The 13066-nt window shown below is 41.0% G+C and carries 14 protein-coding genes; all 14 read left to right on the plus strand.

What is annotated here, in order from left to right; genetic code table 11:
* Positions 1–134 precede the first annotated feature (134 nt).
* The 14 genes from O4O04_RS20035 (at position 135) to O4O04_RS20100 (ending at position 13066) form a co-directional block, all read left to right on the plus strand.
* On the plus strand, positions 135–326 hold the full coding sequence (locus O4O04_RS20035) for a hypothetical protein (protein WP_272536238.1): 192 nt from the start codon (positions 135–137) through the stop codon (positions 324–326).
* Positions 323–745, plus strand: a complete 423-nt coding sequence (locus O4O04_RS20040) for a hypothetical protein (protein ID WP_272536239.1) — start codon at positions 323–325, stop codon at positions 743–745. Before O4O04_RS20035 ends, O4O04_RS20040 begins: the two co-directional genes overlap by 4 nt.
* A gap of 392 nt (positions 746–1137) precedes the next feature.
* Positions 1138–1932 (plus strand): hypothetical protein, encoded by a 795-nt coding sequence (locus tag O4O04_RS20045; RefSeq protein WP_272536240.1) that lies wholly within the window; start codon positions 1138–1140, stop codon positions 1930–1932.
* A complete protein-coding gene (locus O4O04_RS20050; RefSeq protein WP_272536241.1) occupies positions 1932–2237 on the plus strand; it encodes a hypothetical protein in 306 nt (101 codons plus the stop codon). The genes O4O04_RS20045 and O4O04_RS20050 overlap by 1 nt, the downstream gene beginning before the upstream one ends.
* A 2-nt stretch (positions 2238–2239) precedes the next feature.
* A complete protein-coding gene (locus O4O04_RS20055; RefSeq protein ID WP_272536242.1) occupies positions 2240–2644 on the plus strand; it encodes a hypothetical protein in 405 nt (134 codons plus the stop codon).
* Entirely contained in the window at positions 2601–3455 is an 855-nt protein-coding gene (locus O4O04_RS20060; RefSeq protein ID WP_272536243.1) for a hypothetical protein, read from the plus strand. The genes O4O04_RS20055 and O4O04_RS20060 overlap by 44 nt, the downstream gene beginning before the upstream one ends.
* Positions 3456–3469: 14 nt before the next feature.
* Entirely contained in the window at positions 3470–4207 is a 738-nt protein-coding gene (locus O4O04_RS20065; protein ID WP_272536244.1) for a hypothetical protein, read from the plus strand.
* The gene (locus O4O04_RS20070; RefSeq protein ID WP_272536245.1) at positions 4208–5776 is read left to right on the plus strand and encodes a hypothetical protein; all 1569 of its coding nucleotides are present in this window, start codon (positions 4208–4210) and stop codon (positions 5774–5776) included. It abuts the gene before it with no gap.
* A 37-nt stretch (positions 5777–5813) separates the two neighbouring features.
* On the plus strand, positions 5814–8876 hold the full coding sequence (locus tag O4O04_RS20075) for a ParB N-terminal domain-containing protein (RefSeq protein WP_272536246.1): 3063 nt from the start codon (positions 5814–5816) through the stop codon (positions 8874–8876).
* A gap of 1 nt (position 8877) precedes the next feature.
* On the plus strand, positions 8878–9645 hold the full coding sequence (locus O4O04_RS20080; RefSeq protein WP_272536247.1) for a hypothetical protein: 768 nt from the start codon (positions 8878–8880) through the stop codon (positions 9643–9645).
* Positions 9642–10427, plus strand: coding sequence for a hypothetical protein (locus O4O04_RS20085; RefSeq protein WP_272536248.1), 786 nt, complete (start codon positions 9642–9644; stop codon positions 10425–10427). The genes O4O04_RS20080 and O4O04_RS20085 overlap by 4 nt, the downstream gene beginning before the upstream one ends.
* Positions 10428–10480: 53 nt before the next feature.
* The gene (locus tag O4O04_RS20090) at positions 10481–10834 is read left to right on the plus strand and encodes a hypothetical protein (RefSeq protein WP_272536249.1); all 354 of its coding nucleotides are present in this window, start codon (positions 10481–10483) and stop codon (positions 10832–10834) included.
* Complete coding sequence (locus O4O04_RS20095; RefSeq protein ID WP_272536250.1) at positions 10834–12627, plus strand: hypothetical protein; 1794 nt, start codon at positions 10834–10836, stop codon at positions 12625–12627. The genes O4O04_RS20090 and O4O04_RS20095 overlap by 1 nt, the downstream gene beginning before the upstream one ends.
* Entirely contained in the window at positions 12620–13066 is a 447-nt protein-coding gene (locus tag O4O04_RS20100; RefSeq protein WP_272536251.1) for a hypothetical protein, read from the plus strand. Before O4O04_RS20095 ends, O4O04_RS20100 begins: the two co-directional genes overlap by 8 nt.

The following is a 13066-nucleotide window of genomic DNA, read 5'->3' on the forward strand; positions in this document are numbered from 1 at the left end:
GTTAGCCTAATTGCTATGGTTGGCGTTGCTATCTTCTTAATCGTTCTGACGTTTGCCACTCTTTCTTCTTTATTCGATTCTAAGGAAAAAGAAAAACTAGAAAACGAAATATTCTCTAAATGGATGGAATTCGAATGAACCAATATCTGAAACAGATCATAACCCAGATCATAACCCAGATCAAGAGACGTATTCTTATTTTGATTATCAAACACCTAAAGAGAAATTACAGAGAATATATCGTTGAGGATAAGGCTTTCGGATATAGCTCATGGACTTGGACGCATAAATTAGAAATTGAGATTAACGGACAGGAAATAGAATGAAAAGATTTCAGAACAAAAGAATGAAGGAGCTCGCGACCCTAGAACAAGCCGAACTGATGAAATTTCAGTACAAGTTCTATCGAGAGAACATGTGGTGGATCCATAGAAAATTAGTTACCTGGACTTTTTTCCTGAAATGGTATTGGCTATCCAGTTTCATTCAGTCGTTCGCTGCCTTTTCGATCACAAACGTTTCTACTATTCCTCCACAAGTTGATATCTATTCATTTGGAAGCTGGAGAAATGGTGTTGGTTGTTTTTACTGGAGAAGGGGAAATCTCATATTAGCTGATCTTCTTTGTCATCCTCAAACACCAATTGCAGTTGATAAAAACAAAAAGCTTATCGCATCAAACTATCGTGAAGTGTCTGAAAAAGCTCCTGATTCAGAGCCGATATCTGAGAAGCAATCTCCTTAAGACCTGGAGCTTTATCTTTTTTCTTTTTCTGGTTTGGAGTCATTATCGAATAGAGGTCTCGGTGTCTTAGTATGATAGCGTTGATCACTATCTCGATTCTCTTTTTCTGCGAGATAGTTAAGTAATCGGGTTTACGTCTAATATTTCTTAGTATCTTCAATTGAGAAGGTGTGATTATCACCTTCTTCTCTCCATACAATCCAATTAATCTATCGATTGCCCCATGAACCATCATGAACTCTGCGCGAGAAATATTATAGCCTTCCATCTCCAATCGACATTGTTCGAGCCATAAAAAAATATCAAGTTAAAACATTTTTTTGCTTGCAAAAAGCGTAGTACCAATCTTTTGTCCGATCCTTAGAAATTCGATCGGTGTTTGAGGGAAATAAATGACTGCAATGCTATCTAGGGATATTGAACAAGTTCAAGGTGACTTTGAAAAGCGTGAGCTTTACATAACTTCTACACTACGACAAGGGATCTCTCCTAAAGCTGGGACTAAGCCTTTTTTCGTTACTGAAACAGATACAGATCGAAGATACTTTTGGTCGGGTTTGAATTGGATTCTTCTTACTTCCGATCCCGGTGCATGCGATATCAATGTTCTTCGTCTAGCATCAAACGTTGCTGATGAACAAACAATTACCATTGGCCTTGATGTTTATGAACTCGATCGAGCTGATGATGGAGTTACAGAAGGTCGAATCCCTGTCAAAGGTCATGCAGGAGACACTCCAGCAGCTGTTTCCGTTGCGATCGTTGATACGGTGAATTCCAACGTTAATTCCCAAGTCCGTGCAATTAAGATCTCGGATAACGAAATACTTTTCCATACGCCTCAGGCTGGATCTAAGGCAATTCCTTGCTCAGAGACTCTTGCAGGTGCAAACAATGAATTCGCATCGGCCACAACATACGGTGGAAGAAAAGCCGGGACTCTTCAGTCTCCGAAATTTAACCGGGTTCCATTGGCTGTCGAAGTTGCTTTAGGGAATGTGCACTTTGTTTTTGATCTCGTTCCTGTGGTTGTGGACATTAAGTCCGTTACAACCGCGACTCCTGGAGTTACTCAAGCTTGGGATGGAGCAGTTGCAGTTTCTGGAAACAGAGTCACTGCTGGAAACGGTGGATCCACTGATTGGACTACTGCTCAAACTCTGAGACTTGAGGTTGGAGTCGCTTAATGCAAAAAGCTCCTAACGCACAGGATCTTGCATTTGCACCGATCCTAAACCAGATTACAGTTCCTCATACAGCTGGAGCTGTTTCACTGAATGAGGAAGATCGTTTCTATGCGATCACCGAAGTTCGTGCGGCCGGTGCCTGGACTTGTGCGTATAAAAACTCCGATCCAAATGCAGATGATCAAAATCGAAATGGAAGTGGAAACCAGTTGTTTCCCGTACCCTGGATTGTTGAGCGAGCTGTGTTCACGGATGTAACCGAAGTATCGGGTTATTTCATTCCGGCCATGAAGGTGGGAAGATAATCATGACTCCACGACTTAGAATTCATACCCAATTATCTCGGATCTCTGAGAATGGAACAAAATTCAGTCTACCGGATTACCAAAGAGAACTTCCGTTCAAGAGCGGAGTTTTTCGTGAGTTCGATATAATCGATAACTCTCAGGTAAATACCCAAATCACTCCGCTTGTGATTCCTGTTGATCCGTTAACAAAGGGAGTCTTTATCCAAGCGACTTACAGTGAAAATTATTTAACGGACAATATCGCAAAAGGTGATCCAGCTATTATCCAAGTTGAATTTGATGAGTCCGCTTTGTGGCTCGAAGCATCCGGTTTTAATTTAGAAAATTTCACACCAACGCATATTAAAATCAAAGCAGTGGGTGATAAAAAAATCCAAGTTGAGAGGACTATCTGTGCAGGGTGAATTTCTCTTTATTAAATCTGCGATCATCGATGATATCGAAGTCGAAAAGGACATGGTCAACCTATTGCTTCGTTTTTCTTCGGAAACACGAGACAAGCAAGGTGACTTGTTTTTAAAAAGTGCTTGGACTCATCCTGAAGATGTTCAGTTCTTCATGAAAAAAGGTGTCATCGACTGGAATCATCTTTCTCGAGCTGGACGGTTCTTGAAATCGAATGCTTCAGTCGAAGAACGTGCAGCAGCCGAAATGATCGCTACAGGTGCAATTCTTGGCTTACCTAAAGGGAAAGGAATTTATCAAGACGGTGATCGTCCGACTTGTGAAGCAAAAATCAACGCAAAGAATCCTTATATAGCATCTTACATTCCACTTTTAAAAGAAGGATATAAAGGACTTGAGGCATCAGCAGCTGGTGGAGCGTTTCAACCGTCTGGTGAAACCATATTAAAACATGGTGAGAACACTTGGGATCGAGCAGTTATTTCCCATATCGCTATATGTCCTTCCAATGAAGCGATAAACCAACACACTGAAATTGAACTTATTAAATCGGCAATGGCCGATCATCTTGGATTTAAGCCAGGGACTCCGACTAAAGTAGCTCCGACTTCTGTTCAAGATCCAGCTTTTGAATTTATTAAATCGCAACCAGGATACAAAGTATGGGTTGCAAATCAACTCATCGATAGAATCGAAAACGGAATCATTGCACAGAAGTTTGACGCTGTTTATGGATTCTTAAAATCACACGGGATTCCGGATCAGGACTCTCACGACCACGCAATACACCTATTGTCACTATTAAGGTAAGAAAGGAAAGGAAGATGGAAAAGGAAAAAACTTTTAAAGAAAAATTACAGGAATTCGTAAAATCCATGGCAGGAGGAGATCCTACACCACCTCCTCCAGCGCCGGAAGGTGGAAAAGGAGAATCGGAAATTACTGAAGAAGTTTTGACCAATCTTCAAAAAGCTCTTGAAGCTGGGGAGATCATTCCTGTGGAAGAAGCTAGTGTCCGCACTTGGTGTGAGACTCAGAAACTTAGTCCAGAGGCTTGTACAGTTGTCTGGGAAAATCTCAGTCAGTCTCTCGGTGATCAAGGAGCTCAACCTCCGGCTGATACTCCACCTGCAGAACCCACTCAACCAATTCAAAAAGGTGGGGACAAGGGAGAGGAATTTCCGGAGCTAAAGGAATTCGCAAAATCACTTAGTGCTTATCAAGCTGATCAAGCAACTATAGAGAAAGCTCTCGCTGGAATCTTGGATCAAAACTCTGCGATGAAGAAACAATTGGAAGTAATTCCACAGCTTACAGCGCAAGTTGAGTTCCTAAAATCGCAAATGGGTATTCTTGCAAAGACTCCAGTGGGTCCTAAGACTCCGGCCATCGGTGCAGGAGACATTCCGAACGAACCTGGAAAAGCGGAGATCAAGAAAGTTCTGTATAAAGCTGTTGAAGACAAACAGATTGCTTTGGCAGATTTCATGACCTTCAACTCCAAAGGCGTTCAAACAGATGCAGTGAAATTGTTTTTAAAATCTCAGGGAGGAAACATCTAGATGAGACAATTTAGTTTAAAAAATATCTTCGGGCTGATCCTTTCCGTTCTCGTCGTATCCGTTTTTCTCTTTTACGGAGATTTAATGGCTACTGGTGGTGGGCTTGTGACTGTTGCGCTTGTCGCGCCGACATTCACAAACTTCAAAGAACTGAAAGAATTCGCAAAATCCTTTAACGCAAACTCAGAGGGAATTACCGATCTGACTGCATTAACAAACGGTGAAGCACTGACCATGCACTCGCTCGACGAGACCATGGTGTTAATGGCTCAAGATACTCACGACTATAAGTTCATGAACACAATGTTCATGAAAGATACCAAGAGTACTCTGAATATTTTCGGAAGAATCGTGGACTGGGGTGACAATGGAGATCCTTCGTTCGTTGGTGAAACCGATGATGCAGAATTCAAAGACGTGGTTATCGATCGTATCGCAAGATCCGTGTCCTTTTTGGCTGAGGGTTATGCAATTTCGAAAGTCTTAGATGTATCAAATACTGGTAATTACGATCCAGAAGCGATTTCTGTTCAAGGTGCAATCAACCGTGTAATGAGAACAATTGCTTACTCCACTTGGTATGGAAATAAGGCTATTAATAGTCTGGAATTCCCTGGATTCGTTCAAGAACTAGTTGATGCTTCACAAGTTCTTGATGCTCGAGGTGACGTTCCTAAAATTTCTGCTCTCAAAGAACTGACTGTTGAAGTTCGAACAGCATGGGGTTTAACCAACGAGTTTTGGATGCATCCTCACGTAAAATCTGTGATCGACAACTACTATGTTGGTGCAAAAGAATTCGTAGTTCCACCTGGTGGAAACCCGACAGTTGGTTACAATATTCCAGGCCTAATTGGTGCTGATATTAAGAACGAACGTCTAGAATTCAAAACAGACATGTGGTTGAATCGTCACCAAATCGGTTTACCAAAGTATAGAGATGCGAATAACGTTCTTGTTGAAGGAAAAACCAATCCCAAGGCTCCTGATGCTCCGGCTGCAACTGCGATTGTGTCCGGTGGTCCGATTGCTGGATCTAAATGGAAAACTCAAGACTCCAAGAACTTGGCGAACGTTAATGCGCAAATCAAGTATCATATCATTGCATGCAATAGATATGGTAGATCTGCTAAGTCAACGGTAGTAACTTCGGACGCAGCTATGGAAAGTGGAAAGTCGATCACATTGACAATCACTCCTGCAGGAACTGGAGAAGTTGCAACGTATTTCCAAATCTTTAGAGAAAATTACCCAGGTTCTGGAAAGTTTTACTTAACAGAGAGAATTGCTAAAGCTTCTTCACCGACTACTGTTCATGCAGATTTGAATGAATGGATTCCAGGTTGCTCTGAAGCGATCATCGGAGATTTCAACAGCACTTCAGCTTTGGATCAATCTAGAACATACCAGTTCCTAAGAATGTTACCTATGGTACAAACTAAGTTCGCACCGAGCGCAGTTTATCAAAGGAAGCTAGCTGGAATGGTTGAGTTCTACGGAGCACTAGCTCTTTTGCAACCCAAAAGATTCTGGTTGCTCAAGAACATGCCAACCTCTTTAGGCAGATAAGAAAGGAGTTTAGGGGACATCTAAGTCCCCTTATTCTATGCTTGTTGCTAATACAGAAGGAAACACAGATGTAGCGACATTGACTGGAGGAAGTGCTTTGCAAAAAGATCCTTGGTCATTGTCGCTTGCTAGTTTAATAGAGCTTTTTCGAAAAAAGAAAAAGAAGAAACTCGATTTCTCTAAATCCTCATTTAAAATCAATCTTTCGGATGTGAATACTTCACCTACCGAAGCTCAAAAAGAACATGGCAATTATAAGATGGCTCACGTCACGGTTCATGGACTCGATATCACAATCGAGAATCCTAAAGGATCTTACAGATCGGGAACTGACAAATCAGGCAAAGAATGGAAATGTAAAATACATTCCCATTATGGATATTTTAAACGAACTGAAGGGAAAGACGGTGATCATGTTGATGTTTTTATCGGTCCCAATGTTCTTTCCGAAATTGTTTTTATAGTAAATCAAAATAATGCAGATGGAAAATTCGATGAACACAAAGTTATGTTGGGATTCGATACTGAAGCCGAGGCCAAGGAAGGATATCTAAAGAATTATTCTCCAGGTTGGAAAGGTCTGGGATCCATCATATCAATGACTATCGATCAGTTTAAAAACTGGATCACTTCCGGAGACACAAAGAAGCCAGCTAAGGAATTCACGAAATCCGAATTATACACTGATCTGGAATGGGCTACCTATTTCGAAAAAGGAAAAACAGCACAAGTAGGTGAAACCAGAACTTGGACAGATGGAACAATTCACAAGAAGACAGCTGATGGAAAATGGGTAGAAGTCTCCAAAGGGAAAAAACCTAATTCCCCACAACCAAATCGTAATCAAACTCCTGGATCTCAAGCAGCTTCCCAAGGAAAGACACATGATCAGCGAGCAATTGAAATCGTTGATCGATGGAAACGTTTAGAACAAAAAGCGAAGGAAAAGAATCGCGAGAGGATGGCCAAAAGCAACCCACAGAATAGACAATCTCTATGGGATGTGAATAATGCTCGTCCAGGTGATGTTATTCGAATTGAAAGAGCAAGTTCTGGAAGAATCAACCGAGGTCACATTGGTGAGGTTCTGGACAAAGTGGATGGATATCTGAAAGTCGCTTTGGCTTCTGGAGGTGTTTATCTTTTTCCTCCAAGTGAATTATCATTTGCAAAAGGTGGATCCAAAGATTCTCCGTTTTCGAAGTTGAAAGAATTCTTTAAAGGTAAGTCGGCTCAATTGGGTGAAATCCGTGAGTGGTCGGACGGCAATAGATACCAGAAAGTAGAACTTGGTTGGAAGTTAGTTGGTAAAGGTGACAAGAAAGCACACCAAGTAGAGTCCAAGGAATTCGCTGAAGCAACCGGAGAAGATGCTGAAAAACATCGAGATCTTGTGGAAAAAGCGATGCAAAATTCCACAAAGATTCCTGTAAAAATACTCCGAGAGTATCCCGATCTTCTTGAGAAATATCCAGAGTACAAAAATCGAGTTCTGGCAATTGACGCGATCAATAAAATGAAAAGCGGTAAGAAACCAGCGTCCGACCTTGTTGATAAAACAGTAAACTCGATGAAAGCTGGATCTCAGTCAGGTGATAAGCTAGAAAATGCAGTGAACTCCGCACGAGCTGGAAAGCTTCCGGATCCAAAAAACAATGTAGGAAAGGCAACCAAGACTTTAATGGACCCTCTTGGTTCAAGTTCTTCGGGGGCAGACGCTTCTTTCGAAGTTGGCGTTTTAGAAGAAAACCTTGTTTCCAATAATAAAACCATCGAGGGAAAAAGTCAAGTTCAAAATAAAGAAGATCGAGCTTCCAAGACACTGGTGGACCCTCTTGGACTAGGTGAGTCGAGGACGGATCTGGATAAACCAGAAACTGCGATTTTAGACTCAGGCTCTAAGTCATCAAGCTCCTCCGAGGAGAAAAAAAGTAAAGTACAAAAGGGAGATCCTGATCTTAAAGCTCCGAAGTCCAAGAAAAAAGATGATGAGCCCCCTTCTCCTTCTTCCAGTGGAAAGACTTCCGATAAACTGAAGACTGTTCCAGCTTCTGATATCACGACCATTGAACAATACACTGATAAAAAGCATTACAATAAAAAGGTTATCGACGGAATCAAAGATTCTATTATGGAACGAGGTTTTGATCCTAGTACTCCATTAAAAGTAGATCGAGACGAGAAAGGAAAACTCCGAGTAGTTGACGGTCATCATAGATTTACAGCCGTTCAAGAATTGATAGAGGAAGGAAAACTTCCTAAAGACACTCCAATCTATGTGATAGAAGAGAAATTCAATACAGAAGCTGATAGACTTTTGTCACAAGTCTCCGCGAACAAGAACAAAAGGAAAGTTGAGAGACTTGATGATGCGAAGGCTTACTCAAAGCTCATAGAACAAGGGAAAACAGTTCAAGAGATTTCTAAGGTAACTGGAGAAACTCCAGATTTCATTAAAGGGACTCTTGCGTTAAATAATTTATCAGATGATTTTAAAAAGCTGCTGAGATCAGATTCCAAGCAAGAACGAACTAAATCACAGGGCGATGGATCCGAACAGAAATACGAGTCCATGGGAGAATCACTTGCAATTGTACTCGGAAAACACGGGATCAATGATGATGGAACTCCAAACGATACTCTTCAGAGAAAAGCATTCGCCTGGTATGTTTCGAACAAAGGGAAAGGAGTGACTGTTCCACAAGTTAAGGGTTATATCGAAACACTCAAATCTCAACAGTCTTTAGGTATGAAAGGATTTGATGATTCCGGACGATCGGACGTTGAAAAAGAAGCTCTTAGGAGTATTGGTTCCGAAGATGTTGCAAAGGGAAATACTGCGAGTTTCGATAATTTCTTGAGCCAAATACAAAAACCAATTCAAAAGTTTTTAGGTGATACCGTAACTGATCTAGACGAGAAGAAAGCTCAAGCACTTGCAGCTTCAATCATAGCAACCAGAGGAGCTGGAGCTCTACAGAATGAATTGAATAAGATATCAGAAGCGCTGAATAACCTTTCCCTTTTCAAAGAATCATTGGCGAAGAAATTTGCACAGATCCAAGCAGATGCACAAACTCCGATGATGTTTGGTACGTAAAATGAGAATTGAAGAAATATTCAAACGAATCCCTACAGAACCAAATAATTTTCCAAGGTTTTATGCCATTCTTGGATTCACTGCTAATCAAGTTAAATTGAAATGGGAATGGCAAGTTGACCGCAGATCTGCAGTCAGCGTTAAGGAAGGCGGACTTGGTTGGTGGGGATCTCAATACAGAGCCCATGGAAAGATCCAAGTTGAGAGAAGGGGTTTGGGCTATCGCATTTATTATGACAAAGGTGAATCAACGATTAATTTTGAAGATGTTGTTGAAAATGGACGATCGTCTTACGACATAGCAAAAAATCTTTTAGCAAATTCCAAGAAAGTTAGAATATCTAGCAAGGGTAAAAAGTATCTAATAATCCCTATGGGTTCGGATGATAAAAAAGCGGATACAGCTCTTACCATAATGGCAACAACAAAAGAACCTGCACTCACAGGTGGAACCGTAAGACGGAATCAATACGCTACAAGAAAAGTTACCGATAAAATTCTAGGTAAATCTAAATCAGTTGCATTCGGTCAAAAAAATGAAAAGGGTGGAAGCTCAACAACAGTTAAGAATCTTGTCATACTTACTGAAGACAGCAATTGGAAAGACTACCCAGCAATCAAAGCACATAATTTTCCAAAGATTATACAGAGAGAAGTGGATCGACTTATAGGTTCGCAACAATTCAAAAAAGAATTAATGGAAGCTTTAGTTTACGATATCAGAGCTTATGTTAGAGACCATCCAGAGGAAAGGAAAAACGAATTATGATTATATCAATGTGGCAAATAGATCCAGAGTTCAGGGTCATTGAAGAATTACAAAGTCATCTGGAAGAAACAGCTCTTTCCGATAGAAAAATAAATGTCAAAAACATCGTAGAATACGGGCATCCCCTTTACACACTAGCTTCCAAGGGCGATGATTCCAAAGTAAACCATGATTCCTTTTTCCCGAGAATCGGCGTGGAATGGTCGAGTGATGATATCGAAGACGATCTTGGAAAGAATCATGCTCAACGAGCAATGGACTCAAGAACGATCGCGCAGATCAAACATTATATGAACCGAGATGATGTGAAACTCGATGGAAAAAGAGGAGATGGAGATTACGAGCACTATTCCTATCCGAGATTTGCTAAAGTCTTAGACGGAGATTTTAAATCTTATCAGAGTTTTACCACTCATGTGGTATCAGAAGTTTTAATAAGTGGTTGGGGTGGAAGTGGATCAGTTGGAAGGAAGCGAGCCCAAACAATGTACAAAGCGACTATAGATATTCTTCCGTTCATTGCATTCAAATTGAGTAGGAAATTCAGAGTGAACGTGGAATATGGGAACTCGAAGCCTTCACCAAACGTCGAGTCCCCGACTATTGGGAATGGTGTCTGGGGTTTTGAGGTTTTACTTTCAATCAGACAAATCAAAAGATGTTACAAGTTTTCCAAAGAGCCTCTTATCTCTAAGGCTGATGTCGCACTCATGGATTCTGCTAGCACTGGAATTATTTTTCAACCGCTAAAAGTAGAGAACTTCTCTCCGAATATAGATTGATCACAAAAAAAAGCTTGCAAGATTCTTAGAGTAGTTTCCTTGTCCGTTTTTCAATGGCAACGGCAGCGGATAAAGATAAATCTAACCAACCTCCACCTCCTACTGGCGAAGGGAATCCACCTAAAGATCCTGATCCTATTAATACAGGAGATGGGAATAACCAAGCGGATTCAAATCAAGCACCTGAGACTTCTACAAAGAAGGAAGAATTCAAGGAGAAGGAAAAGAAAAAGGTTTCCGAGTTGGATAAATTTATCGCAAACACTCCTGAACTTGCCAAACGCACTATGACAGTCGCATTCAAGATATTCTGTTCGAAGAACTTCAAGCCGTATAATGGTTTCAAAACCGCAGAAGACTGTAAGAAAGCATTCAACAAATTCTATGGCAGAGAGGATAAAAAATAATGGGAGTTAGTGGAAAGTTATTCGGCGGTCGTTCTCACGTTACTCCCGGTGCAAAAGTTTTATTCAATGCACCTGATGGTCCTCCTGGAGTTGGTGAAGAATTATTTACTCAATTGATTATCGGGACTTGCAAAAATGGTCCTAACTGCCTTGATAGCACTCTTCCTTTTGATGAAAGGTATATAGCTGTTTCCAATTTTGAAAAAGCAAAGAAGATTATGAGAGACGGTGAACTTCTAGAAGCTGTTTCGCTTGCTGGTAATCCTTCTAACACAATTGGATTTACCCAAGGTCCCCAAAAATTCATATTACTTAACGTAAATCAAACTACAAAAGCCTACAGGGATTTCGACACGAATTCGGCAAACGCCTTAGTTATTCACAGACTTTCCTATCCTATTGCTGGACCATGGGGCAAAAAAGTAAGAATAAAGAAGAATTCCGATAAAACTATTGAAATTGGTGATTCAGACGGAGTAATAACTTCTCCGGTACTAGAAAATCTTTTGGCTACTGTTTCATATATTGGTGACGGAACGGCTGCCACAATGCAACTTACAAGTGCTTCACTTGTCACTACGTTGACTTCTCCGGAAGATGGCTCTGCAAATCTAAACATCGATCTTACGGAATTCAAAACAGTTGGTGAAATAGTTGATTATATCAATTCTCAAACAGGATATGTAGCTGAACTCATTGGAGATCCGGGATTCCTGTCCTCGAAATTAGATGCAATTGAATCGACTGCTGCAGTTGATATTAAGACTGCTCCCAAAAACATTTCAGCTGATCTCGAATCCGAAATCCTATGGATTGAATCAACTGGATACGCTGAATTCACAACTGTGCATGGAACACGGAAACCTCTTGAGGTAACTACCGTTCCTCTGTTCTTGACCGAAGGTGGTGCCTCCGCTGCTCCTGGAGCTGGTGCTCTGAAAGATGCAACGGATTTCGCAAAGAAATTCAAGGCTTTTTACAGAAATATGCTCGGTGGAAACTTCTCGGATAAGCTCTACTTCAAATCGGTTGGAGCTGAACTAATTTCCACTTCGGGTGATACCGAAACATTCTGTGGAGTCGGTGGAGACCTCGTGCTCACGCTGTTAGAAAGACGTGAGGAAGCTCGATCACTTGGAGCCTATTGGACTAATTACGGAGTCGAGAAATTTTATGGCTTCGGACTCGATGGGAAAGAGAAAATCTTTCCTGGCTACATGCTTTCTGTTATTGATAACGCAATTTCCGCAAGTGGAATGCCTAGACAATCTCCAACTTGGAAAGGTTTGGCGACTGTTTTGCGTTCCGCTGAAATGCTGGATGATGAAAGAAATGCAATCATCCGAGATGGTGGACTTGCGCTGATGGTGAACCCGTCTTCGGGAGCATGGGTAATTGCTCGGTCAGTAACAACCGAGAGAAAAGACAACATCATCTTGAACGAGAAATCATCAGTGACCAGCGCAATGTATATGGTTAAGCGACTTCGTGAAGGTTTTAACTCTCAATTTATCGGTCAAGTTCCGGTTGATGAACGAGCAACTGCCGAGGGCGTTACGATCATGGATGTAATTGGTTACGTCGAAAGACAACTTGAGGAATTTGTTCAAGATGGATTCTTGATCGGATCTTCCGTGTTAGCAGTGGAAGCTTTCAAAAGAAATTTCGGAATCAAAATCGATGGAGATACCTGGTCGTTTACTGATCTTGAAGGGAATGTAGTTCTCCCAATTAACTTTATCTTCGGATTACTGACTCTTAAACCCCTACAAGGAAGTGGAATAAATGGCTAATGATCCAACACTACCACCAGTCCCAGATACTTCAATCCTCGTAGGATCGAATGTTGATGTATTCATCGACGGTAAAAGACGAGCTTTCATCGAGAACGTTGACGTAGATAATAACTACAATACAGAAGAGTTTTACGGACTTGGTAAATACTTTCCTCTTGATGCAAAGTCCATGTTCTATAAAGGAAATTTGACCGGAAAGATGCATGTTGTTACCGATCCCGAAGAACCTGGGGCTATGAACCTAGTTGATATTTCGGGCATTCTTACCCACAAAGGACATGAGTTTGAATTCCGCGAGGCTTCAACCGGTAGACGTATTGGAAGAATGATCTGTAAATTGAATACAGATCGACATAACATCTCAAATAAATCTGCGACTTCCAGAGACGTGTCCTTTGTCATTATTAGAATTCAAATGATGGAAGGTTTCAACTAG

This window comes from Leptospira sp. GIMC2001, from assembly GCF_028462125.1.
GTDB lineage: Bacteria > Spirochaetota > Leptospiria > Leptospirales > Leptospiraceae.